Annotated in this window: 19 protein-coding genes; 7 read left to right on the top strand and 12 right to left on the bottom strand. The window is 71.1% G+C overall.

Annotated features, from left to right (window positions below; genetic code table 11):
* Positions 1-55 precede the first annotated feature (55 nt).
* Positions 56-910, top strand: coding sequence for an alpha/beta fold hydrolase (locus FFT10_RS10985; RefSeq protein WP_162520770.1), 855 nt, complete (start codon positions 56-58; stop codon positions 908-910).
* On the top strand, positions 907-1,479 hold the full coding sequence (locus FFT10_RS10980) for a PEP-CTERM sorting domain-containing protein (RefSeq protein WP_137732859.1): 573 nt from the start codon (positions 907-909) through the stop codon (positions 1,477-1,479). Before FFT10_RS10985 ends, FFT10_RS10980 begins: the two co-directional genes overlap by 4 nt.
* A gap of 251 nt (positions 1,480-1,730) precedes the next feature.
* Here FFT10_RS10980 and FFT10_RS10975 read toward each other — a convergent pair whose 3' ends face one another.
* Together FFT10_RS10975 and FFT10_RS10970 are read right to left on the bottom strand one after the other, a co-directional pair.
* Positions 1,731-3,164, bottom strand: coding sequence for a tetratricopeptide repeat protein (locus FFT10_RS10975; RefSeq protein WP_137732858.1), 1,434 nt, complete (start codon positions 3,162-3,164; stop codon positions 1,731-1,733).
* Between the two features lie 45 nt (positions 3,165-3,209).
* On the bottom strand, positions 3,210-3,938 hold the full coding sequence (locus tag FFT10_RS10970; protein WP_137732857.1) for a gamma-glutamylcyclotransferase: 729 nt from the start codon (positions 3,936-3,938) through the stop codon (positions 3,210-3,212).
* A 197-nt stretch (positions 3,939-4,135) separates the two neighbouring features.
* On the opposite strand from FFT10_RS10970, the gene FFT10_RS10965 reads away from it, so the two are divergent.
* From FFT10_RS10965 to FFT10_RS10955, 3 genes are read left to right on the top strand one after another with little or no spacing between them, the layout of a single operon-like run.
* Positions 4,136-4,936, top strand: a complete 801-nt coding sequence (locus FFT10_RS10965; RefSeq protein ID WP_137732856.1) for an enoyl-CoA hydratase — start codon at positions 4,136-4,138, stop codon at positions 4,934-4,936.
* A 26-nt stretch (positions 4,937-4,962) separates the two neighbouring features.
* The gene (locus FFT10_RS10960; protein ID WP_137732855.1) at positions 4,963-5,760 is read left to right on the top strand and encodes an SDR family oxidoreductase; all 798 of its coding nucleotides are present in this window, start codon (positions 4,963-4,965) and stop codon (positions 5,758-5,760) included.
* Between the two features lie 2 nt (positions 5,761-5,762).
* Complete coding sequence (locus FFT10_RS10955; protein ID WP_137732854.1) at positions 5,763-6,398, top strand: glutathione S-transferase family protein; 636 nt, start codon at positions 5,763-5,765, stop codon at positions 6,396-6,398.
* A gap of 18 nt (positions 6,399-6,416) precedes the next feature.
* Here FFT10_RS10955 and FFT10_RS10950 read toward each other — a convergent pair whose 3' ends face one another.
* On the bottom strand, positions 6,417-7,766 hold the full coding sequence (locus FFT10_RS10950; RefSeq protein WP_228027057.1) for a serine hydrolase domain-containing protein: 1,350 nt from the start codon (positions 7,764-7,766) through the stop codon (positions 6,417-6,419).
* Positions 7,767-7,966: 200 nt separating this feature from the next.
* On the opposite strand from FFT10_RS10950, the gene FFT10_RS10945 reads away from it, so the two are divergent.
* Positions 7,967-8,962, top strand: a complete 996-nt coding sequence (locus FFT10_RS10945; RefSeq protein ID WP_137732852.1) for a Bug family tripartite tricarboxylate transporter substrate binding protein — start codon at positions 7,967-7,969, stop codon at positions 8,960-8,962.
* Between the two features lie 21 nt (positions 8,963-8,983).
* Here FFT10_RS10945 and FFT10_RS10940 read toward each other — a convergent pair whose 3' ends face one another.
* The 9 genes from FFT10_RS10940 to FFT10_RS10905 all read right to left on the bottom strand — a co-directional run bounded on the left by FFT10_RS10940 (position 8,984) and on the right by FFT10_RS10905 (position 22,801).
* A complete protein-coding gene (locus FFT10_RS10940; RefSeq protein ID WP_137732851.1) occupies positions 8,984-9,979 on the bottom strand; it encodes a tripartite tricarboxylate transporter substrate-binding protein in 996 nt (331 codons plus the stop codon).
* Between the two features lie 96 nt (positions 9,980-10,075).
* Positions 10,076-11,860: a caspase family protein gene (locus FFT10_RS10935; RefSeq protein WP_162520769.1), complete on the bottom strand. Its 1,785-nt coding sequence runs from the start codon at positions 11,858-11,860 to the stop codon at positions 10,076-10,078.
* 47 nt (positions 11,861-11,907) lie between these two features.
* Positions 11,908-12,351 (bottom strand): hypothetical protein, encoded by a 444-nt coding sequence (locus FFT10_RS27780; protein WP_162520768.1) that lies wholly within the window; start codon positions 12,349-12,351, stop codon positions 11,908-11,910.
* On the bottom strand, positions 12,348-12,872 hold the full coding sequence (locus FFT10_RS10930; RefSeq protein WP_228027055.1) for an OmpA family protein: 525 nt from the start codon (positions 12,870-12,872) through the stop codon (positions 12,348-12,350). Before FFT10_RS10930 ends, FFT10_RS27780 begins: the two co-directional genes overlap by 4 nt.
* Positions 12,869-14,452, bottom strand: a complete 1,584-nt coding sequence (locus tag FFT10_RS10925) for a caspase family protein (RefSeq protein ID WP_162520767.1) — start codon at positions 14,450-14,452, stop codon at positions 12,869-12,871. The genes FFT10_RS10930 and FFT10_RS10925 overlap by 4 nt, the downstream gene beginning before the upstream one ends.
* A 113-nt stretch (positions 14,453-14,565) precedes the next feature.
* Positions 14,566-15,207, bottom strand: coding sequence for an HAD family hydrolase (locus FFT10_RS10920; RefSeq protein WP_137732848.1), 642 nt, complete (start codon positions 15,205-15,207; stop codon positions 14,566-14,568).
* A 7-nt stretch (positions 15,208-15,214) separates the two neighbouring features.
* Complete coding sequence (locus tag FFT10_RS10915) at positions 15,215-16,615, bottom strand: aminotransferase (protein ID WP_137732847.1); 1,401 nt, start codon at positions 16,613-16,615, stop codon at positions 15,215-15,217.
* 112 nt (positions 16,616-16,727) lie between these two features.
* Positions 16,728-21,212 (bottom strand): DUF4062 domain-containing protein, encoded by a 4,485-nt coding sequence (locus FFT10_RS10910; RefSeq protein WP_137732846.1) that lies wholly within the window; start codon positions 21,210-21,212, stop codon positions 16,728-16,730.
* A 146-nt stretch (positions 21,213-21,358) separates the two neighbouring features.
* Positions 21,359-22,801, bottom strand: a complete 1,443-nt coding sequence (locus FFT10_RS10905) for an aldehyde dehydrogenase family protein (RefSeq protein ID WP_137732845.1) — start codon at positions 22,799-22,801, stop codon at positions 21,359-21,361.
* Between the two features lie 144 nt (positions 22,802-22,945).
* Between FFT10_RS10905 and selA the strand changes: the two genes are divergently transcribed.
* Complete coding sequence (selA, locus tag FFT10_RS10900; protein ID WP_137732912.1) at positions 22,946-24,391, top strand: L-seryl-tRNA(Sec) selenium transferase; 1,446 nt, start codon at positions 22,946-22,948, stop codon at positions 24,389-24,391.
* The last annotated feature ends 14 nt before the right edge of the window (positions 24,392-24,405 follow it).

Genomic DNA, 24,405 nt, shown 5'->3' with positions numbered 1-24,405 from the left:
GGCCTCGCGGACCGCCGTGCGATCGAATGGCTCCATCGCCACCCTGGAGCCTTCGATGTTCGTCCACCGCCCTGACGCCCGCCTGTTCTCGCTCAGCTTCGGCCAGGGGCCGTCCACGCTGTTCGCCTTGGGCGGATGGGTTGGCAGCGGCGAGGTCTGGTTCGAACTCTTCGGCCATCTGCCTGACTGGCGTTGTGTGGCCTACGACCACCGCGGCTCGGGGGCCAGCACGCACAGCGGCTCGCCGATCACGGTGGCCGCGCAGGTGGACGACCTGATCGCCGTGATGGACGCGCAGCGGGTCCAGCGCTGCATCCTGGGTGCCGAGTCGTCTGGCGCGGGGATTGCGCTCGAAGCGGTGCTGCGTGCACCGCATCGCTTCGACGGGCTGGTCCTGGTCGGCGCCAGTTGGAGTCGCCCAGCGCCTGGCGCGACAGACAGCTTCATCGGTCGGCTCGAAGCGGACCACGAGGCGGCGTTGCGCAGCTTCGTCGACCACTGCCTGCCCGAGCCGGACAGCGACGACCACCGCCGCTGGGGCCTGCACATGCTGCGCCGCGCCCCGTTGCAGCACGCGGTGGAGCTGCTTCGCTCCCGCGACCAGCTCACCGCCCAGGACCGCCTGCGCGACATCAAGCAGCCCGCGCTGGTGGTGCACGGTGAACTCGACTGCATCGTGCCGCCTGCGTCATCGCGGCTGCTGGCCGCTTCCCTGCCCGATGCCGAACTGCATCTGCTGCCGGGCGTCGGTCACGTGCCCGTCTTCACTGCAGCGGCCCGACTGGCCGGCCTGATCCGCCAGCGTTTCGCTGGTGGCGCCCCCGTCGACCGCGAAACAGCAAGCGTCCGGACGTCCCTGTCATCGGCATCGCCCCCACTTCCCTCCAACCCCGAAAGGACCACACCATGAAGACCACGCTGCGTCAGGCCCTGCTTCCCCGGATCGCCATGTCGCTGGCGGCTGCCGTCGGTGTCCCCGCATCCGCTGCGACGCTGTCCTTCACCGCCAGCTACAGCGGCATCGCCAATGTCGTCGAGATCATCGACAGCACCACCCCTGTCCTGCGCTTCGAGACCTTCGCCAGTGGCATGGGCGCATTCGACCTGGGAAGCTACCGCTCCACGGATGTGATCGACATGTCCACTGGCGCTGGATCCGGATCCAACATCTTCACCGCGGGCAACGGCGACGAACTCCACGGCACCTTCAGCGTGCAGGTGATTCCCACGGCCGTGGCCAATGTCGTGGCGCTGGTCGGCCAGGCGACATTCGCTGGCGGCACCGGCGCCTTCAGCGGCGCCAGTGGCAGCGCATCGTTCAGCGGCACGGGCGTCTTCACCAGTGCCACATCGGCCATGGCAGACCTCACGTACGCCGGCGAGATCGCCCTGGTGCCTGAACCCGGCAGTTGGCTGCTGTTGTCAGCCGGCATGGCCGCGCTCCTCTTCCGCCGTGCCGGCAGAACCCCAGCATGCTGAAGTCGAACCTCGTTCACACGGCGGAAGGCCGTCGGCCGAAGGTGATCGTTCGAGGCTGGCGCATGGCCGCTGCGCTGACCGGCTGAAAGCATCCGTCGGCGATGCGGTCTGCGGTTTTCGCCATCGACTTGGCCGACCGTTCGCGTGGCGCGGTGGCCCACAGCGCCCATTCAGTGCCCAGATCAACCCGATGCCGGAGCGGGACATGGTCACAGCACCAGCGCCGCCAGTCCACGGCAAGTGCGCGATGTTCAGGCCGCGGGCGCGTCGAGCCCGCGTGATTGTCGGTCGCGCATCCGGTTCCAAAGGCTGCCCGGCTTGGCCGCGAGCCGCTCGTCGAGCAACTGGCGCGCGAGCGTGCCATGCCCGCCGCGCATGGCTGCGCAGAGCAACGTGCGCTGGCAGGCGTCGCGTTGTGCGTGGCTGCCGCCGAACACCGACAGCTGGTGCCGCACGGGCGCCAGCGCGGAAACCGCGGCGTCATCGTCGCCGCGACCCCACGCGGTCAGCGCACGGGCCGCCGCCAGCCCGGCGCCAGCGACCATGCGGTGGTTGGACTGGCCCAGGTCGCCTTCGCGCAAGTAGCGCTCGAGCTGTGCCACGCGCTGTTCGGCCAGTGCCTGACGACCCGCACCGACGAAGGCCATGATCGCGTGCAGGTCGTTGAACACGTACCACGGCGTCGGGTCCTTCGCCGCCCAGGCGTCGGCCAGCGCCGCCCAGCGACCGCCGGTGTCGACGCCGTCGAGTGACAAGCGCCACAGCAGCCCACTCGCGTCGAGCATTTCCAGCGCGACGCCAGGCGAGGCGGCATGGTGCAGCAAGCTGTCGTAGATGGCGAGTGCACCAGGGTGGTCTTCGCGTTCGAGCAAGAACACCGCCAGGTGCCAGCCATTGTGGGCGTTGAGGAAGTTTCCTTCGGCCCAATGGCAGCGGCGGGCCTCGAGGAAGGCGATGCCCTCGTCGAAGCGCGCCTGCATCTCGAGCACGTGCACCACCGCGTGGATCGCCCAGACGTCGTCGGCATGGCGCTCGACGGCGCGGCGGCCGATGTCCTCGGCACGCGCGTAGTCGCCGCACTCCTCGAGTCCGAAGGCCAGCATGCCGTCGACCGCCGAAAAGTCAGGGTGCTGGGTGTCCCAGCCGCGGCGCGATCGCACGACCCGGTCGCGCAGGTTCACCGCATCGCCGCAAAAGAAATCGATCTGATGCCCCACGTACAGTGCAAGCGCGTCCCGCGGGTGAGCGTCCAGCAGTGCGTCGAGGAGCCGGCTGCAGGCGTGCATGTCGCCCGAAGACCAGGCGCGGATCGCCTCCAGGTGAGCCTGCTCGCGCGCATCGCTGCTGCGTGTGCCAGCGACGAGCTCGGCAGCAGCGCGCGTGTCCGGCCACTCACTGGACATGAGTCCGATCCAAGCGCGCGCGGCGCGCGCCATCACGCAGCCCGCGTCCTCAGCGATCGCGTTGTCGAGCTCGTCGACCACCTCGGGACGGAAGCGCAGCAGGTGTTCCTGCGCTCGCGCGAGGCGTTGCACTGCCGCCGCGCTGCCGGTGCAGGCCAGGCCGTATCGATCCTTGTGCATGCTGCGCTCCCCCTCGCCCGGCTGTGCCGTGCGGAAGCGGCGATTATCGAAACTCGGCCCCTTGGCGCGCAAGCTGTGTCGTCGCAGGCCCGTGCTGCCCATGACCGTGGCGCGGTCCGGCAGCGCCCGTCGACACCCCCGGTGGCGTCAGCCCGCCAGCGCCTGCACCCGCTGCCACAGCGTCTGCACATACGGATCGTCGATCTGCAGCGCCTGCAGCTGGCTGGCCAACTGTTCCAGGTAGTGGCGGTTGCTGCCCAGCGGGCCGCAGGCGGTGGCCACGGTGGCGGCGGTCTCGTGCAGCGGCAATTCACCCACGTACTCGGGATGGGCGGTGTTGGCGGTGAACACCAGCGCCGTCACATCACCCTGCGGTGTGGAAAGCGGCAGCAGCGCCGGGCAATAGCCGTCGCGCAGCATCTCGCGGCGCCACAGCAGGGTGGTCTCGGCGTCGACATCGGCGGCCGGGATGCGGAACACCAGGCCGGTGCAGCAGCCGGGCTGCTGCTCCAGGGTCAGCATCAGCGCCGGGCACTCCGGCGAGCCGCGCCCGCCGGTGATGCGGTAGCTGAAGCGGCGCTGCCAGCCGTGCAGATCGGCCTGGCGCACCTCGGCAAAGCGGATGCCCGGGTCCCACATCAGCGAGCCGTAGGCATAGACCCACAGGTCCTGCCCGGGCGGGTGCGGTGCCAGCACCGCCTGGCGGGCGGCTTCGCGCACCTCGCAGGCCAGGCGCCAATCGGGGCCGCGACCCTGCTGGTGGGCACGCGTATCCCATTCGGCCAGCACGGCGGGCGTGACCCGCAGCGCCGAGTCATCGGGCGGGGTCAACCGGCCCAGCAGGGCCGGCAGGTGGATGAAAGCCTGGGGGGTCACGACGCTCCATGCGCGGGCGGCACACACCGCCCGCAACGCAGTGTGCCAAATCGCCGGGGCCGGCCACACGCCGTCTATCGCGGTTCTTTCAGATACCAGGGTGACAGACCAGCCAGGGCGACCCTTGCCACCATGCAGGCACGCGCGCGGCGGGTGCCGGGCGTGCAGCCGTCCCGCCACCCACTGCCACCACCACCATGACCACTGACCTGCTGGAAACCATCGACGGCGGCATCGCCACCCTGACGATGAACCGCCCCGAGGCGCGCAATGCCCTCAGCCGCGACATGATGCTGGCCCTGGCCGAGGCGCTGCCGCGCCTGGCCAACGACCCGGCGGTGCGTCTGGTGGTGCTGACCGGCACCGGCGCGGCCTTCTGCTCGGGCGGCGACGTCAAGGGCTTCGCCCGCAACGCGGCCGGCGCACCAGTCACCGTGTCGTTCGACACCAAGGTGACCGACCTGCGCATGCGCATGGAGGCGGTGCGCTGGCTGCACGAGATGCCCAAGCCCACGCTGGCCGTCATCCCCGGCCCGGCGGCCGGCGCCGGCCTGTCGCTGGCCCTGGCCTGCGACCTGCGCATCTGCGCCGACGATGCCAAGCTGACCACCGCCTTCTCGAAGATCGGCCTGTCGGGCGACTTTGGCGGCAGCTTCTTCCTCAACCACCTGGTGGGCGCCGCCAAGGCGCGCGAGATGTACTTCACCGGCCAGGTGGTGCTGGGCGCCGAGGCCGCGCGCATCGGCCTGGTCAACCGCGCGGTGCCGGCGGCCGAGCTGCCCGCCGCTGCGGCGGCCTGGGCGGCCGAGCTGGCCGCGCTGCCCACGGTGGCCGTGGGCTACATGAAGCGCAACCTCAACACCGGCCTGCGCGGCAGCCTCAGCGATGTGCTGGATGCCGAGGCGGTGCACATGATCCGCACCTTCGAGACCGACGACCACAAGGGCGCCGCCGCGGCCTTCGTCGACAAGCGCGCGCCCAAGTTCAACGGCCGCTGATCCACCTTCCCCACCGAAAGCACACCATGGACATCCAAGGCAAGGTCGCCATCATCACCGGCGGCGCCAGCGGCATCGGCGCCGGGCTGGCTGAACGCTTCGCCGCCGACGGCGCACGCGGCATCGTCGTCGCCGACCTGCAGCTGGCGCTGGCCGAGCAGGTGGCCGCGAAGATCAACGCCGACGGCAGCAACCGCGCGCTGGCCGTGCGCTGCGACGTCAGCCAGGAGGCCGACATCCAGGCCCTGGTGGCCGCCACCCGGGCGCGCTTCGGCCAGGTCGACCTCTACATCTCCAACGCCGGCATCGGCGGCGGCACCGGCGGCTTCGAGGTGGCCGACGAGGTGTGGGAGCGCATGTGGAAGATCCACGGCATGGCCCATGTGTGGGCCGCGCGCGCGGTGGTGCCCGAGATGGTGGAACGCGGCGAGGGCGGCTTCGTCGTCACCGCGTCGGCCGCCGGCCTGCTGAACATCGTCGAGACCGCGCCCTACGGCGTCACCAAGCATGCGTCGGTGGCGTTCGCCGAGTGGCTGCGCATCGGCTACGGCCGGCGTGGCGTGCGGGTGGCGTGCCTCTGCCCGCAGGGTGTGGCCACGGCCATGACCGCCGGCGGCGCCGGCTCGGCCGAGGTGGACGGCATGCTGCAGCCGGCCCAGGTGGCCGAGAGCGTGGTGCAGGCCCTGCGCGACGAGACCTTCCTGATCCTGCCCCACCCCGAGGTGCTGGACTACCTGCGCGGCAAGACGGCGCACTACGACAAGTGGCTGGGCGGCATGCAGAAGCTCTACGCCAAGGCCGTGCTGGGCGAAGGCAAGGCCTGACCATGGCCATCACCCTGTACGACTGCAGCACCGCGCCCAGCCCGCGGCGCGCCCGCATCCTGCTGGCCGAGAAGGGCGTGGCCCATGCCACGGTGCAGATCGACCTGCGCAGCGGCGAGCAGCTGGGCGACGCCTACCGCGCCATCAACCCGCAGTGCACCGTGCCGGCCCTGCGCACCGATGACGGTGCGGTTCTGACCGACAACGCCGCCATCACCGCCTATGTGGAAGCGCGCTGGCCCGAGCCGCCGCTGCTGGGCCGCACGCCGGTGGAGAAGGCCGAGATCGCCAGCTGGAACTGGCGGGTGGAGTTCGAGGGCTACACCGCCATCGCCGAGGCCTTCCGCAACAGCACGCCGGCGATGGTCAACCGCGCGCTGCCCGGCCCGCAGGATTACGCCCAGATCCCGGCGCTGGCCGAGCGCGGGCTGCTGCGGGTGCAGCACTTCATCGACATGCTCGACGCCCGCCTGGCCGGCCGCGACTTCCTCGTCGGTGACGCGCTGAGCATCGTCGACATCACCGCCGCGGTGGCGGTGGACTTCGCCCGCATCGTCAAGGTCAAGCCGGGCGAGCAGCACCCGCACCTGCTTCGATGGCGGGCGGCGCTGGCGCAGCGGCCGGCCTTCCAGCTGTAGGCCCGGCGCCGCGGCCACTCACTTCGGCTCGGTCAACGCCCCGTAGACCAGGTTGCGCAGGATCGGCCGGTACAGCACCCGCTGCTTCGGGCTCTGCATCATGAACACGGTGACGAGATCGCTGGCCGGGTCCACCCACATCGCGGTGCCGCCGGCGCCGCCCCAGTTGTACTCACCTGCCGCGCCGATGCTGCCGGCCTCGCCGGCGCTGGTGCGCACGGCAAACCCCAGGCCGAAGCCGTAGCCCGCGCCGGGCAGGTACAGCGCCGTGCGCTGCACCTGCGGCCCCAGGTGGTTGCTGGTCATGTAGTCGACGGTGCGCGGGCTGAGGTAGCGCTTGCCATCGAGCTGGCCGCCGTTGCGCAGCATCAACAGAAAGCGGGCGTAGTCGGGCGCGGTGCTGACCATGCCACCGCCGCCGCTCTCCATGCGCTGCACCATCCGCGGGTCACCCACCACCGCGCCCACGCCGATGGTGCGGTCGTCGGCAAACGGCTCCGCGATGCGGGCCTGGCGCGCCGCTTCGGGCACGTAGAAGCTGGTGTCGGGCATGCCCAGCGGATCGGTCAACCGCTGCTTCAGGTGCGCGCCCAGGGTCTGGCCGCTCGCCACCTCGACCACCCGGCCCAGCACGTCGGTGGAGTTGCTGTAGTCCCAGGTGCTGCCGGGCTGGAAGGCCAGCGGCATCGTCGCGATCAGGTCGGCGAACTCGGCGTTGCTGAGTTCGCCGCGGGTGCTGACACGGTTGTCCACATACAGCTTCTTGACCAGCCCGGCGCCGAAGAAGCCGTAGGTCAGGCCCGAGGTGTGGCGCAGCAGGTCCTGCACCGTCATCGGCCGCAGCGGCGCCACCAGCTCCAGCGTCTTGGCGCCGGCGGCATCGGTCTTCTCCACGCCCACCTTCACTTGGGCGAAGGCAGGGATGTAGGTGGCCACCGGCGCATCCAGCAGCAGCTTGCCTTCCTCGGCCAGCATCAGCGCAGCCACGCTGACGATGGGCTTGGTCATCGAGTAGATGCGGAAGATGTCGTCGTGCTGCATCGCGCCGGGCATGTCCGCACGGCGCTGGCCCACGCTCTCCACATAGGCCACCTTGCCGCGGCGCAGCAGCATCACCACCGCGCCAGGGATCTTCTTGGCCGCCACCTCGCCACGCAGCCAGTCGCCGATGCGCGACAGCCGCTGCGGCGACAGGCCCAGTTCGGCCGGCGCGGCGCTGGGGATGCCCTGGGCGCGGGCAGCCGGGCTCCAGCCCAGCGTGCTGCCGGCCAGCAGGGCGGCGCCGCCGGCCAGGGCGAGGCGGCGGCCGGGCTGGAAATCGGTTGAGGCGGCGGCGTGGAATGGCGCGGTGAAGGGCAGGGCAGGCAAGGCAGTCTCCGACTTTGGTTGTTGTCGGGCCATGGTCTGGCGTCAGCCGCAGGGCCGCAGTCGCCTGGGCGACCGGCTGGCTGCACGGCCGCTTGCAGGCCCGCTTCCACGAAGACAGAGCCCGCTGCGGGATGCTGCGGAGCCCGCGGCACGGCGGCCACTGGCACACTGCGCCGCCCGACCCACCTCTGGAGCCGCCCATGCCCCGCCTGAACCGCCGCCACCTGCTGCAAGCCGCCCTGGCCGGCACGGCGCCCGCCGCGCTCACCGCCGCGGCGCCGGCCGCCCTGGCCCAGGCCGGCTTCCCGTCCAAGCCGATCAAGTTCGTCGTCGCCTTTCCACCCGGCGGCGCCACCGATCTGGTCGGCCGGCTGATCGCCAGCAAGCTGCAGGAGAGCTGGGGCCAGAACGTGGTGGTCGAGAACAAGGCCGGCGCCAGCGGCATGATCGGCAGCGAACAGGTGATGCGCGCGCCGCCCGACGGCTACACCGCGCTGGTCACCATCACCACCCACATCCAGAACTCGGCCATCTTCGCCAAGGTGCCGTACGACCCGCTGAAGGACTTCGAGCCGGTCTCGCAGATCTGCCTGTCGTACCTGGTGCTGGTGGTCAAGCCCGACTTCCCGGCCAACAACCTGAAGGAGTTCATCGCCCATGTGAAGGCCAACCCGGGCAAGGTCAGCTTCGGCTCCTTCGGCACCGGCTCGTCGTCGCACATCGTCGGCGAGACCTTCGCCCGCAAGGCCGGGCTGGACCTGGCCCATGTGCCCTACAAGGGCTCGGCCCTGATGCTGACCGACCTGCTGGGCGGCCAGATCCCCTGCGCCTGGGCCGATGTGAGCACCGCCACCCAGCACATCGCCGCGGGCAAACTCAAGCCGCTGGCCGTGACTGGCGAGCGCCGCGCGCCGCTGCTGGCCCAGGTGCCCACGCTGCTGGAACTGGGCTTCCCGGGCTTCGAGCCGCTGGGCTGGGTGGGCATCCTGCTGCCGGCGGGCACGCCCAAGCCCATCGTCGACAAGTACTCGAACGAGATCGTGCGCATCGTCAAGCTGCCCGAGGTGCGCGCCCGCCTGTACGAGCAGACGCTGATGCCGGTGGGCGACAACGCCGCCTCGTTCGCCCGCACCCTCAAGCGCGACAAGCAGCTGTGGCAGAACATCGTCACCGCGGCGGGCATCAAGCCGCAGTGACGGCGTCAGCCAGCGTTCGGGTCAGTCGGCGTACACCCCGGCCGACTTGATCACCGGGCCCCAGCGCTCGGTCTCCTGCTTCAGCCAGCTGCGCAGGCCCTCGGGCGTGAGCTTGGCGTCGGGCACGAACTCGGCGCCCAGCTCGGTCATGCGCTGCACCACCGTCGGGTCCTTCAGCGCCGCACGCAGTGCGGCGGCGAACTTCTCGGTGGCGTCCTTCGGTGTGTTCTTCGGCGCGTAGATGCCGTGCCACACCACCACCTCGAAGCCCTTGAGGCCCTGCTCGGCCAGCGTGGGCGCGTCGGGCAGCACCTTGATGCGGCTGGCGGTGGTGACGCCGAAGAACTTCACCGTGCCGGCCTTGATGTGTGGCGTGGTCTGGGTGGTCTGGTCGCACAGGATGTCGACCTGTCCGCCCAGCAGCGCTTGGAAGGCCGGGCCGGTGCCCTGGTAGGGCACGGTGGTCATGTCCACGCCCACGGCCTGGCGCAGCACCATGCCGCACAGGTGGCTCACCGCGCCCAGGCCGGCATGGGCCAGGTTGATCTTGTCGCCCTGGGCCTTCATGTAGGCCAGCAGCTCTGGGAAGTTGTTGGCCGGCAGGTCCTTGCGGCCCAGCAGCGTCATCGGCACGTCGATCACCTGGCTGACATGCTCGAAGTCGGTCTGCGGGTTGTAGGGCAGCTTGCGGTAGAGCGCCGGCGCGGTGGCCATGCCGTTGTGGTGGATCAGGTAGGTGTAGCCGTCGGGCGCGGCCCGCATCACATGGCCGGCGGCCAGCGTGCCGCCGGCACCGGCACGGTTTTCCACCACCACGGTCTGGCCCAGGCTCTTGGTCATCACGCCGGCCAGGGTGCGGGCCACGATGTCGGTGGGCCCGCCAGCAGCGAACGGCACGACCAGGGTGATGGCCTTGGTGGGGTAGCCCTGGGCCAGCGCCAGCGGCGCGGTGAAGGTGGCCAGGCTGGTCAGGGCGACCAGCGCGAGGCGGCGGGCGAAGCGCACGGATGTGGACATCATTCACTCGGTCGTTGGGGGCCGCCAGTGTGCCGGCGCTCGGGCGTCCGCGGCATGCCAACAATCCCCAGGTCCGGCGGCCCGGACGGCCGCTGCTCAGCGGCGCAGGTAGAACTCGCCGACCGTCTGGTCGTACAGCGCGGGCACCTGCTCATGGCCGACCGACTTGGCCAGCTCCACGACCTGGTTGCGCACGGTCCGCAGCATCCGGTCGACGCTGACATCGGGCTTGTCCATCTCCTTGAGCAGCACCCGCGTGAACAGGCCGTTGGGGTTGCTGTCGCGCTCGCCCAGACGGTCCAGCGCCTGCTGGCCGGCACCGGCGGAGAACATGACCATCTGTCCGGTGGCGGCGGTGGTGGGGGCCAGCCCCCGGCCGCCGAGCGTGCGCCCGGCGCTGCGGAACGGGTTGTCGCGGCAGGCGTCGACGATGGCCAGCGCAAAGCGGGCCTTGCGTTCCTGCAGGTCATCGAGCACCTTCTGCAGCAGGAGCGCATCGTCGCGCACCTGGTCTTCGGCCTCACCGCGGATGTCGGTGGGCAGCAGGTAGTTGGCCCCGGACAGCTGCACGCCATGGCCGGCAAAGTAGAACAGCACCTCATCCCCGCCCTGGATCTCGGCCTTGAAGGCGCGCAGCTCGTCCTTCATGGCGCGCTCGCCCAGGTCGGTGCGCAGGCGCACCTTGTAGCCGGCACGGCCCAAGGCATCGGCCATGGCGCGTGCATCGGTGCGTGCGTTCTGCAGCTTGGCCACCGATTGGTAGACGTCGTTGCCGATCACCAGCGCCAGCCGCCTGGCCTGCGTGGTCGGGGCTGCCGCCGCGGTGGGCTTGGGTGGCGGTGCGGAAGCGGGCGCCGCGGCTGCCACCGCAGGGCGCGATTTCAACTCGTCGCGCAGCCGTGCGATTTCGGCGGACAGCCGGGCCAGGTCCGCAGCCGAGACACTGGGCTGGGCCGCGACCTGCACGGCCTGTGGTGGGGTGGCCATGGCGCCTGCCGACACGGCAGCCTGTGGTGGGGGCGCAGGCGCAGGCGCAGGCGTGGGAGCCGGCACACGGCTGCGCTCGCTCGCCTGGGCCATCTGGCGAATCCGCTCTGCGATTTCGGCGTCGCTGACTTGGGCAGGCGCCGCCGCCGGCCTGTTCGGCGCGGCAGCGGGCGCTTCCCGCGGCTGCGACCCCGCCATGCGGCGGATCTGCTCCTCCACATCCTTGGGCGGTGGCTCGAATGCGGCGACGCGGTCCGGCTTGTTCTTCTTGAGCGCGCCTTCCTCCAGCGCATACACATACGGGCCGAGGAACTGTTGCAGCCGGCCGATCCAGGGGTGTGTCTGCCCTGCACGCCAGGCATCGCGCATCTTGGAGGGCGACAGGTCGGCACCATCGGTGCGGATGAAGACTTCCGCCCGCACGAAGGCCCCGCGGTGCTGCGTCACCGTCACTTCGGCCAACAGCATCGGACCCGACATGCGGGAGGCATCGGCACTCTCGATGCCCCGGTGCATGCCGGCCCACCAGTCGCTGGCGTCCGGCTTGGGCAGCTCGCTGGGGAACAGGCGCGAGCAGCGGGTGAACAGCTCGTTGGACCGCGTGAAGTACCGGTTCACATTGAACGCACCGGGATGCAGCTTCTCGCAGGGCGATGTCCATTCCGCCGGCAGCATGGCATGGCGGATGAACAGGTAGGGCATGCGGGCCTGCGGCTCCACGTCGCGCAGGGTGACCACGCGGAAGTCGTTCCCGCCGTGGTTCATGTCGGCGACTGCCGTCACCCGCCAGCGCGCCTCGGGCAGCGGAATGTCGTAGCCGCGCCCGGTGGGCATGGCCTGTTCCAGCACCTGGCCCACCACGGGTTGCGCCGCCGCCGGTCCAGCGGCCGCCATGCAGCATGCCGACACCAGCGCCCCAAGGATCCGGAGAACGCTGCGCATCACTCCACCACGAACTGCAGCTGCCGCTCGGCCGTGCGGCCCAGCGTGTCCTGGATCTCGACGAACAGCCGGTGCGCACCCTTGGGCAGCTGGGCCTCGGCCACATCGATGCCGTCGGCCGTCACGCGCGATGCGGCGGTGATGCGGCCGGTGATGTCCAGCCGGAAGCTGCCGTAGCGCACCCGCAGGCTGTCGGGGCGGATGGCCGCCGGGGCCACGGCCTCGAAGCGCAGGTGGATGCGCGTCGGCGAAGCCACCGCGCTGGTCAGGCTGGGCGCCAGCAGGTTGATGCGCGGGGCATCCGCAGCCGGCACCGCGCGCGTGGCGGGTGCTGTCGGCGCCGCCTGCGCGGCCGCAGCCTCGGCCTCGCTGACCAGCCAGTGGGCCTGCACGGCCGGACTCAGGGCCCATCCCGCCCAGACGACCCAAGGCAGACGTTTCATGGTGTCGGCTCCATGGCGACGATGCGCACACGACGGTTGTCGGGTGATTCGGGGCGGGCTGGGTCGAGCAGTTCGCTGGCCCCCTTGCCTTCGGCCTGCAGCCGGTCGACCGTCACCCCCTGGGTTTGCAGGAAGTCGGCCACTGCACGCGCACGCCGGGCCGACAGGTCGTCGTTGTAGGCTGCGGCGCCCTTGGCATCGGTGTGGCCCTGCACCTTGAAGCGCGTGGCCACCAGCCGTGGGCTGTTCATCGCCTCGGCCAGGCGTTGCAGCTGCGGCCGGCTCGCTGCCTGCAGCCGCGCCGAGTCGAAGTCGAACGGGACCACCAGATCGATCTGCCGCACCACCGGGACCAGGTTGCGCAGCCCGCGGGTGGTGGTGGCTGGGCGGGTGGCCAGCTGTTCGACCATCTCGTCCACGGTGCGCTCGGCAGGGGGCGCCGTGCCGTCCGCGGCCATGGCCGCCGGTGTGGCCAGTGCCAGGGCCATGGCGGCCCGGGCCAGCGTGTGCAACAGGCTCATGGCAGCTCCTCCAGGGACAGCAGTCGCGCGCCGAACGCCTCGGATTGGCCGCGCACGCCGCTGCCGGTGAAGAAGTCGATCAGGGCGCCGCGACCGGCCAGATCATTCAGCGCGAACGTGAAGGGCGCGGCGGCGGTGGCCGGCGCGGTGCGCAGTGCGGCCAGGTCACGCGGTGTGTCGGTCACCAGCACCAGCAGGTGGTCGGTGCCCGCCGGGCCCTGGGCCAGCAGGCGCCAGTCGGGCCGCGGCAGTGTGAGCGGTGCGTTGGCGCGGATGCGGTTGTCGGTGTCCAGCGCATTCGGAAACAGCAGGTAGAAGCTGCGGCGGTCGCTGCCCAGCATCACCAGGTAGACATGCCCGGCGTGGCTGGCGCGCACCGTCATCTCCAGGGCGTCCTGGCCGATGCGCAGCGACGGCTGGCTCAGCGCCACCTCCACCTTGCGCCGGGGGTTGCGCTGGGCGGACAGCTCCTGCAGCGTGGCCAGCGACGCCAGCGCCGGGGACGGGGCGGGCACCGCGGCAGGGCCTGCGGGTGCGGCGTGTGGCTGCGCGGCCGGGCCCGCGGCGGCCTGGGTGGCGGGGGTGTCCGCCATGGTGATGGGTGCCGGGATCGGGGTCGGCGTCGTGGATGGTGCCGGGACGGTGGCCACGGGTGGCGCGGCTTGGGTGGGTGGGCGGCTCACCGCCACTGGCACGAGGTTGCGGTTGCCGGTCACGGTGATGTGGTGTGGCAGCAGGTCGCGGAACGGCTGGAGCTTCTGCTCCAGCAGGCGCTGTGCGCACTGCTCGACTTCGCGGATCGACACCGCGCCCGAGCCGTCCAGGTCGCCCGCCCGGCCCAGCAGGCAATCGCGCACGCTCTGGGTGGCCAGACCGCCGTGCACGGCGTCGTCGAAGCTGACTTCGTCGGCGCGCGACGAGGTGATCTGCACGAAGTTCTCGCTCAGCGCACCCAGGCGGGTGGCTTCGGCCAGCAGGCTGCGCGTCTTCAGGTTGCGCGGCTGGCTGCAAGCTTCAGCGTCGGCGCCGCCCTTGAGGAAGAACTTCGCGGTCAGCGCACCGCTGGCGATGGACCGGGTGGCCGCCCGGGATCCCGACACCCCGTCGGAGTGGCAGGCATCGAAGAGCACCACCACCTTGTCGGCCACCTCGCTGATGCGGCGGGTGTGTCTGGCGATCTCTTCGTTGGTGATGGTGCCGCGGTCGTGGGCCAGCAGGCCTTCCATGCAGCCCTGGCGCTGTGGCTCGAACCACCGGGTGCCGTGGCCGGAGAAGTAGATGAGGACGCGGCTGCCTTCGGCGGCCTGGGTGGCCAGCGTCTCCAGCGCGCGCAGGATGTTGGCCTTGGTCGCCTGCTCGTCCCGCAGCACCGTGGTCTGGGCCGCCGGGATGCCCATGGCCTGGGCGATGCGCTGCGCGCTGACCAGGTCGGCCGCCACACCGGCCAGCGGCGGCACGTCGGGGGATGCATAGGTCGACACGCCGACGATCAGCGCGCTGCGCGTGGGCATGGCCTGCACCGCCGTGCAGAGCGCCAGCGCCCAGCACACGGCCCACCACCCCAGCAGCGATCGTCGCATGTCGTCCCTCTTCGGCATTCGGAGGTGATCGGCATGCAGCCACGGAACTTGAGCCGCGCCTGGGCGGCAGCGCATCGGACGCGTGCGCCGCCTGGGCGCCGTTCAGCGGCGGATCAGGCGGTCCGCTCTGCAGCCAGCAGGCGGGCGACGCTGGCCATGTCGTGCGCAATCGCGTCGGCCCCGGCGGCCTGCAGCCGGCCGGCCGGCGTCATCGCCGCAAAGCCGATGGCGCGCATGCCGGCGGCCTTGGCGGCGGTCACGCCGGTGGGTGTGTCTTCCACGACGGTGGTGCGCTCCGGTGCAGCGCCCAGGCTGCGGGCGGCCAGCAGGAACAGGTCGGGCGCGGGCTTGGGGTGCTGCACATCGTCGGCGGTGAAGATGCGGCCGGCGAACCGCGGCAGCAGCCCGGTGTGGCCAAGCGTGAAGTTCACCTTGGCATGGTTGCCGTTGGACGCGACGCAGTACGGCCGATGCAGCCCGTCGAGCACGGCCTCGACGCCGGGCACGCTGGTCAGCCCGGCACGGAAGGCGGCGCGGGTGCGGCGGCCCATCTCGGGCAGGAAGTCGGCGGGCAGTTCGCCGCCCAGCAGGGCTTTCAGCTGCACCAGGCCGTTGGCCATCGACATGCCGATGAAGCGGTCGACCGCCTCCTCGAACGGCAGCGCCACGCCGTGCTCGGCCAGCATGTCGACCACCACCTGGTGGGTGAGGCGCTCGCTGTCGACCAGCACCCCATCGCAGTCGAAGATGACCACCGGCGCGTCAGGCCGTGCCGCGCACCCAGGCCAGCGTGTCGTCCAGGGCCAGCGCCGTCTTGGCCAGCAGCTCGTCGATCTGCGCCTCGGTGATGACCAGCGGCGGCGAGAAGGCGATGATGTCGCCGGCCAGCACCCGCAGGATCAGGCCATGGGCCTGGGCGCGCTTGACCAGGTAGGCGCCGACGCCGCGCTTGGGATCGAAGGGTTTGCGGCTGGCCGGGTCGGCGGCCAGCTCCAGCGCGCCGATCAGGCCCAGGCCGCGGGCCTCGCCCACCAGCGGGTGTTCGGCAAACTGCCGCAGCCCGGCCTGCAGCCGCGGCGCCACCCGCTGCACATGGCCGATGATGTCGTCGTCGGTGTAGATGCGCAGGGTTTCCAGCGCCACCGCGCAGGCCAGCGGATGGCCGCTGTAGGTGTAGCCATGGCCGAAGGTGCCGACGCTGGCGCTGGCATCGGCCACCACCTGGTAGACCGCATCGCTCACCATCAGCGCCGACATCGGCACGTAGGCCGAGGTCAGCATCTTGGCCACCGTCACCATGTCGGGCTGCAGGCCGAACACATTGGTGCCGAAGGGCTGGCCCAGGCGGCCGAAGCCGGTGATGACCTCATCGGCGATCAGCAGGATGTCGTGCTGCTTCAGCACCGCCTGGATGCGCGGGAAGTAGCCGTCCGGCGGGATGACCACGCCGCCGGCGCCCTGCACCGGCTCGGCGATGAAGGCGGCGATGGTGTCGGCGCCCTCGGCGGCGATCAGGTCCTGCAGTTCCTGCACCAGGCGGTCAACGAACTGGGCCTCGGTCTCGCCCGGCTTGCCGTTGCCGTAGAAGTGCGGTGCGCTCACGCGCAGCACGCCGGGCAGCGGCAGGTCGAAGTGCTGGTGCATCGTCGGCAGGCCCGACAGCGACGCGGCGGCGGCGGTGACGCCGTGGTAACCCTTCTGCCGCGCGATGATCTTCTTCTTGGCCGGCCGGCCGCGCGCGTTGTTGTAGTAGCGGACCAGCTTGAAGGCGGTGTCGTTGCTCTCCGAGCCGGAGTTGGCGAACAGCACCCGGCCGCGCTGCAGCTCGGGCGTGGGCGCCCAGGCCATCAGCGTCTTCACCAGCTCGGTGACCGGCCCGGGCACCTTGCCGCTGAATGCGTGGTAGTACGGCAGCTGCAGCATCTGCCGGTGGGCGGCGTCGGCCAGGCGCCGCTCGCTGAAGCCCAGCGAGGCGCACCACAACCCGGCCATGCCTTCCAGGTAGCGCTTGCCGTGTTCGTCGACCACATGCACGCCATCGCCCTGCACGATCACCAGCGGTCCGTCCTGCTCCAGCTGGCGCAGCTGGGTGTACGGGTGCAGGTGGTGGGCGATGTCGCTGCGGCCGGCGGCGGTGACGTCAGGTGCGGCAGTGGTGGTCATTGCACGGAGATGTTGATCGGCATGCCGTCGATGATATGCCGCGGTTTCTGCTTCCGGTTCGGGTCCGAAGCGGCTGTTGCCTGGCCTGGTTGTCGCGCCAGCCTGGCGCGCTTCAGTGCGGTTCGATCAAGTTCAGCACCTGCACGAAGCCCGCCTGGTCACCGACGACAGCGCATCGTCCATCCGCTGAAACGGCCACTGCCGTGACGGCCGCGTCGCAGGCATGGCGGGCGATGGCCGCTTGTGCGGTGATGTCATGCAGCTGCACCTCATCATGCACTGCAGCCAGGACATGGAGCCCATCGGCCAGCAGCACGAGCTGGGTGACGGATGCCCCGCAGGCCCATTGCGCCGTCATGTGCCCCAGGCCCAGGTCCCAACGCCGCAGGAACCCGTCGTGGTATCCGATCAGCACGGCCTGCCCGCCAGGCAACGCGCAGATGGCCAGGATGGTGCCCCCCGGGCCGTCAAGCCGGCGCGGCGCACTGCCTGGCTCGGTTGACCAGCAGATCGGCGCCTCGCCCTGGGTCCACGCCAGCACGTAGGGTCCGCCGGCCACCGCCACGCCACAGTCCAGGTAGGTGTTCAAGGGTCCGCCGAAGCGTCCATGGAAGACGCTGAGCGCGCCGTTCCCGTCGGCACTGTCAAGCTGATCCAGCTCGTACACGATGTCGACGGTTTCGCCATGCTGCCCGGCGCAGGACTCCAGCAACACGACCGGCACCGCATCACCGCGCACCACGAGGTGGGCGCACACGTCCGCGCTGTCCTGGAGCCAGTGCAGGTCGCCGTCATCGCCGATCCTCAACAGACCGCGATTCCAGGCGTCGCTGCAATCGGCCGGCCTCATCCACGGCCATGCCGGAAGCGCGACAACCGGCGTCGGCATCCAGGCATCGCCGTCGGGCTGCCAGAGCACGCCTTCGGCGCTGTCATCCAGCCAGTCAACATGCACGCCGTCCCAGCCGCTGACCGGCGCCAGCACGCACCTGTCGCCGGTGACGAGGTCGACCAGGCAGGCACCCGCCCCGCTGTTGCCCGTCACCAGGACACGCCGGCCATCTTCCAGCAGATGCAGGCGCTCGATCTCTGCAGGCCTGTGCGCGACGCGGACGACGTGCAGGCAACAGCCATCCGGCAGCGACCAGATCCGACAGGTGCCGTCACGCGACGCAGTCAGCGCTCGGCGGCCGTCACGCGACACCACCGCGCCGACCACGTCGCCATCGTGCCGGCTCTGCCGGGCGACTGGCGCGCGGCGTGCAAGGTTCCAGAGCTGCACCGTTCCGTCCAGTGAACAGCTGATGGCACGGGTGCCGTCGGCGAGTGGTCGCACCCGGATGATGGCTGGCGCTTGCCCGTCCAGCGTGGCTTCCACACAGGCGGACTGCACATTCCAGAGTGTCAGCCCCCGCTCCGCCGGGTGCCACAGGAGGGCGTGCCGGCCATCTGGCAGCCAGGTCGCCTCCATGGCGCCCGCATTGGGGAACGCCTGGCAGAACGGATCGGCATCCCCGGCCAGCGTCACCATCACCAAGCGCGAACGGGTCAGCAACAGGAACCGGTTGCCATCTGGCGACGTGACGGACTGGCCCTCGTCGGCATGGAAGAGGCGGCTCTCCGGCATGGCCAGCAGCAGGCGTTCCTGATGATCTTCGGACAGCAGACGCAGGCCGCCATCGTCGACAGTCTCCGTCGCGCGGTCCATCGGCGCACCGTGTTGCCAGGCCAGGGCGCGCAGTCCCGTCGGCAGCCACAAGACCCACGGCGTGTGGTCGCGCGGCACGCGTCCGATGCGGGCGACCTGGCCTGCGCCGGGCAGACAGGCGTACAGGTGGTCCGAGTAGGGCCCCACACGGATGAGCACGCGTTCGTCCTGTGGGTCGATCGCCAGGACCTGGCACGGGTCGTCGGCATCGAATCCGCTTTCACCGGCCACGAGCATCGGTCGGTGCGCCCCATTCTCGAGATCGAGCCAGGTCATCGGCTCGGTGAGGTCGTTGGCATGCCACACCGCGGCGCGGCCCGAGGGGCTGACGACAAGTTGATGCGGTCCCGGCGCGGCCGCCACCGAGACTGGCAGCGCAAGGCAACGGCGCGTCAGGTCGAGCAGGACTGGGGCCGATCCCTCCGCCGCAACCAGTGCCCTGCGATGTCCCGGCACATCGTGCAGTTCAGGCGGCCCCTCGGTCCACGAGCCCACGCACGCCAGGGCCCCGAGCGGCTCCACCGTGCCCTGCCAGGCCTGCAGCGACGCATCGTCGCCGCGGCACCAGCACACGATCTCCTGCTCACCCGGCAGGAGCGTCAGGCGCTCGGTCATGCCCGCCACATCGACCCGCCCGCGCACCCGCAACTCGTCGCCGGCCGCCAGGTGCCAGACCGCATGCTCGGTGCGCACGAGGATTCCGCGATCCGCCGCCAGCGGGATGACCTGTTGGATCACGGCCTCGACATCGACGCGGGCGAGCCTGGCCAGGTTCTCCGGAACACCCAGCAGTTCGACGGCCGTGTCCGCCCAGACCACGAGGCGTCGCTCACCGGCCACCAGCAGCGGGCCGTCATGGGGATGGCCGTGTGCATGGCGCTGTGTGCCGACCACGGCGCCCGGTGCCGTCAGCGCGGCGATGGCCGGCACAAGCCGGCCGGTGCGCTGCAGCGCCACGTGAGCCGACGCGGCCAGCCCGGCCAATGCCGGGTGTGCATGGCCGCCCAGCCGGCCGTACAGCTGCGCCGCCAGGTCATCCGGCCGGAATTGCAGTGCGTACATCGACAGGATCAGTGCCAGCCGCAACTCCGCGACCGCAGGGTCGTCGGCCACCAGCGCGCAGTCCGACAGCACATCGGCCAGGCGCGTGGCGGTGTGATCGCCCGCCGGGCTGACCGTGGCGGCAACGCGCGCACGCAGCCAGTCGAAGTCCACCAGCAGGGCGCGCAGGCGCGCCGCATCCCCGGCTTGCACGCAGTGCCAGCCGAACCACTTCCAGGCCAGCGGGTGCGGCAACGCGAGCGGGTCGCCCCAGGCCTGCAGCAGGCGTCGATGCACCGCCGTTGACGTTCCCGGCGCGCGCTCGAGCCGTGCGCCCAGGGCGCGGTGGACCATCATGTGCAGCTGCACGCTGCCCGACTGTCGATCCCAGCGCACGAGGCTGAGCGTGTCCAGCGGCCGGAGCACGTCCTCCTCGAGGTCGAAGTCGTCCAGCCCCCAGAGGTCCGCCAGCAGGCGCATGGCGATCGGGGTGTTCTCGGGGAAGATCGACAGCTCCGCCGCCTGGCGCGACAGCCCGCCGCCGGGCTGCATGCGTTCGGCCAGGTCCAGACCCACGTCCACGGAACGCGCCACTGCAGCATTGCGGGCCTGCGAGTCGCGCCGGTCGAAACCCAGCACGCCTTTGCGATCGAGCAGTGTGGACGCGAAGTCGATGCACTGGCGCAGCGTGCCGCGTCCGCGACGGTGTTCCTCCCGCAGCCGCGCCGCGGCGAGCTCCAGCAACAGCGGCCAGCACCCGAGCGCCTGCGCCAGCGCACGCAGCGCGTCGCGGGCCGGCGTGTCGACCTCGAATCCGCGCCCGAGCAACTCGGCGGCCTCCGGCACGGACAGCTCGTCGACCTCCACCTCGCACCATGCATCGGTGGACAGCGACTGCACCAATGCGCGGTGGCGGGTGGTGACCAGGAACCGCGGGCCCTGCCACGCGAGGAAGGGCTCGAGGTCATCGGCGCGCCACACATCGTCGACGACGACCAGGCACCGCCGTCCCTTCAGCGCCTTGGCAAGCGCCGAGCCGAGCGACGCCACGCCGGAGACAGCTGCCGGTTCGCCGGTCACCTGCACGTGCAGGTCGCCCAGGATCCGCAGCAGGTCTGGCGCTTCGCCGAGTGAGGTCCAGAGCATGCCGTCTGGGAAGGCGTCGACCGAACGCGCGTCGTGGCAGGCCAGCAGCGCGAGCGTGGTCTTGCCGAACCCGCCCGCGCCCTGCACGCATGTGTGCAGGGCGGCGCTGCCTGCCTGGCCGAGCAGGCCGGCCCGGATGGCTTCGACGAGATGCGTGCGCGGCACCAGACCCGCCGGCAGGGGCGGGACGTTGTAGAGGCGACCGCTCAGTCCGCTGCGCAGGACGGCAGCCAGCACCAAGGTGCACAGCTCGTCTTGCGTGTGGAAGAAGCTCGCGGTCTTCTCGGTGCCGAGGTGCTGGCGAAAGCGGTTGAGCTTGGCGCCACCGTCCCCCCGGCCCGTCAGGTGATCCTGAAAGGCTGCAGGCCAGGTTGTGCAGGTGTCCGGATGCGCGAAGAACAACAACTTGCGCAATCCCGATGCCTCGGCCTGCAGGTACTCGAGGTGGGTGATCGAGAGGCCGTCCGGGTTGCCGTGCTCTGCCGGAGGCTCATAGCCATAGCGCCACGCGTACAGACCGACGAGCAGGTCGCATCCAGCCACGTCGCGCCGGCACAGGTCCAGTGGGCGCTCGTCCGAAGCGGTGTAGGCCTCCATGCGCACGGTGAGAAGACCTGCCCTCTCCAGCGCGCGGAACACCGCCTCACGGTGTTCCTTGAGGTCTTCCAGCGTCGAGGACAGGTAGACGCGCAGGGGCTGCATGCGGGAGTGGAGTGGTGACGCACCTGACCGGTGTTCGGTGCGTTGGTTCGCTGCTGCCCTGGCGCGGTCTTCAAGGTTGGCGCCCCGGCGTCACCTGCGCGGTCACGTCCGCTGGCCGCAAGCCCGGCCCGCGGACCGATGCGCCATCACGCCTGCTTGGCCGCGTAGCCCAGCACCGCCTTGACTTCCAGGAACTCGCCGAAGGCGTGCTCGCCCCACTCGCGGCCGTTGCCCGATTGCTTGAAGCCGCCGAACGGCGCCATCAGGTCGGGGGCGGCGCTGTTGATGTTGACCTGGCCGGCGCGCAGGCGGCTGGCCACCTTGCGGGTGGCCTCGGCGTCGGCGCCCGACACGTACGCGGCCAGGCCGTAGGGCGTGTCGTTGGCGATCGCCACCGCCTCGTCCACCGTGTCGTAGCCCAGGATGGTCAGCACCGGGCCGAAGATCTCCTCGCGGGCCACCGTCATCTGGTTGTTGACGCCGGCCAGCACCGTGGGCTTCACGTAGTAGCCGGTGTCCAGGCCCGCGGGCTTGCCGACGCCGCCGGCCACCACGGTGGCGCCTTCCTCGATGCCCTTGGCAATCAGGCCCTCGATCTTGTCCCACTGGTTGCGGCTGATCACCGGGCCCAGGGCGGCGCCGCTGTCGGGCGCGCCCACGGTGGTGGCCTCGGCGGCGGCCTTGGCGGCGGCCAGGGCCTCGTCCATGCGGCTGTTGGGCACCAGCATGCGGGTGGGGGCATTGCAGCTCTGGCCGCTGTTGTTCATCACGCCGCGCACGCCGGCGGTCACGGCCTTCTGGAAGCCGGCGGCATCCAGGTCGGGCAGGATCAGGTTGGGGCTCTTGCCGCCCAGCTCCTGGTGCACCCGCTTGACGGTGGGCGCCGCATTGCGCGCCACCTCGATGCCGGCGCGCGTGCTGCCGGTGAAGCTGACCAGGTCCACCTCGGGGTGGCTGGACAGCGCCGCGCCCACGGTCGGGCCGTCGCCGTTGACCAGGTTGAACACGCCGGCCGGCACACCGGCGGCATGCAGGATCTCGGTCCAGATCTGGGCCGAGAACGGGCTCAGCTCGCTGGGCTTGAGCACCATGGTGCAGCCCACGGCCAGCGCCGGCGCCACCTTGCAGGCGATCTGGTTGACCGGCCAGTTCCAGGGCGTGATCAGGCCGCAGACGCCGATCGGCTCCTTGGCCAGCAGGGTGGTGCCGCGCTGCTCGGAAAAGCGGTAGTCCTTCAGCACGTTCAGCGCGGTGGTCAGGTGGCCCACGCCCATCGCGGCCTGGGCCTTCTGGCTCAGCACCGCCGGCGCGCCCATTTCCTCGGTGATGGCCGCGGCCATGTCGGCGTAGCGCTTCTTGTACTCGTTGATGATGGCTTCCAGCAGGGCCACGCGCTCGGCCACGCTGGTCTGGCTGTAGCTGGCGAAGGCGGCGCGGGCGGCCTTCACCGCGGCGTCCACGTCGGCGGCGCTGCCCATGCTGATGCGGCCGGCCACGGCTTCGGTGGCGGGGTTGGTCACGTCCAGCGTCTTCGGGGTGACGGGGTCGATCCAGGCACCGTTGATGTAGAACTTGAGGTAGTCGCGCATGGCAGTCTTCCAGAGAGGGGTTGGGGCGGCGTCGCCGGGCCGACCGGCACGGTGCCAGCCTTGGCGGGCCGGGTCTGTTGCCTGGGCGACACACGGCCGGGGGCCGGAGGATCGACGATGATCGGCCAGTCTGCCACGCCGTCCATGATCTGCCCGCCCCCGTCTCCGCCGACCCTGCCCGCTGCACGTCCGCAGGATCTGCCCGCCGTTGACCGCCTGCTGCGCCAGCCCCCGGTGGCGGCCCTGGTGCAGCAGCACGGCCACAGCCTGGTGGCCGACCAGGCGCGCGGCCTGCTCGACGGCCTGCGCCGCCAGGCGCTGGACGGCAGCCTGCCGCCCGCCGCGGTGCAGCCTGATTCACTCGCCCAGGCGCTGGCCGACCGGGTGGCCGCCCGGCTGGCGCCGCGGCTGCGGCCGGTGCTCAACCTCACCGGCACGGTGGTGCACACCAACCTGGGCCGCGCCCTGCTGGCCGACAGCGCCCTGGCCCACCTGCTGGCGGTGATGACCGGCCCCAACAACCTGGAATACGACCTGCACAGCGGTGGCCGCGGCGACCGCGACAGCGTGGTCGAGGAACTGCTGTGCACGCTGACCGGCGCCGAGGCCGCCACCGTGGTCAACAACAATGCCGCGGCGGTGCTTCTGACCATCGCCGCGCTGGCCGGCGGCGGGCGTGAGGTGATCGTCTCGCGCGGCGAACTGGTGGAGATCGGCGGCGCCTTCCGCATGCCCGACGTGATGGCCAGCGCCGGCGCCCGCATGGTGGAGGTGGGCACCACCAACCGCACCCATGCGCGCGACTATGCCCAGGCCATCACGCCGCAGACCGCGCTGCTGATGAAGGTGCACACCAGCAACTACATGGTGCAGGGCTTCACCGCCGCCGTCGATGAAGCCGAGCTGGTCGGCATCGCCCAGGCCCACGGCCTGCCGCTGGCCACCGACCTGGGCGCCGGCTCGCTGGTCGATCTGGCGCAGTGGGGCCTGCCGCGCGAGCCGCTGCCGCAGGAGAAGATCGCCGCCGGCTGCGATGTCGTCACCTTCAGCGGCGACAAGCTGCTGGGCGGCCCGCAGGCCGGCCTGCTGGTGGGCCGCCGCGCGGCCATCGAGCGCATCCGCCGCTGCCCGCTCAAGCGCGCGCTGCGCATGGGCAAGCTCCCGCTGGCGGCGCTGGAGGCCACGCTGATGCTCTACCTGCGGCCCGAACGGCTGGCGCAGGACCTGCCCACGCTGCGCCTGCTCACCCGCCCGGCCGAGGCCATCCGCGCCCAGGCGCAGGCGCTGCAGCCGCTGCTGGCGGCAGCGCTGGCGCCGCGCTTCGGCGTGGCGGTGGTCGATCTGCTGGGCCAGATCGGCTCCGGCTCGCTGCCGGTGGACCGGCTGCCCTCGGCCGGCCTGGCCATCGCGCCGGCGCAGAAGAAGGCCGCCGGCCGCGCGCTCGACGGCCTGGCCACCGCCCTGCGCGGCCTGCCGCTGCCGGTGATCGGCCGCATCCATGACGACCGCCTGCTGCTGGACCTGCGCTGCCTGGACGACAGCGCCGCCTTCACTGCCCAGCTGCCGGCCCTGCAGGCCGCGCTGGCCTGAGGGCGGCCGGGCAC

It is taken from the genome of Pseudaquabacterium pictum, from assembly GCF_005403045.1.
Lineage (GTDB): Bacteria > Pseudomonadota > Gammaproteobacteria > Burkholderiales > Burkholderiaceae_C > Pseudaquabacterium > Pseudaquabacterium pictum.
The sequence above is the reverse complement of the archived record's forward strand: the minus strand, read 5'-3'. Positions and strand labels throughout refer to the sequence as shown.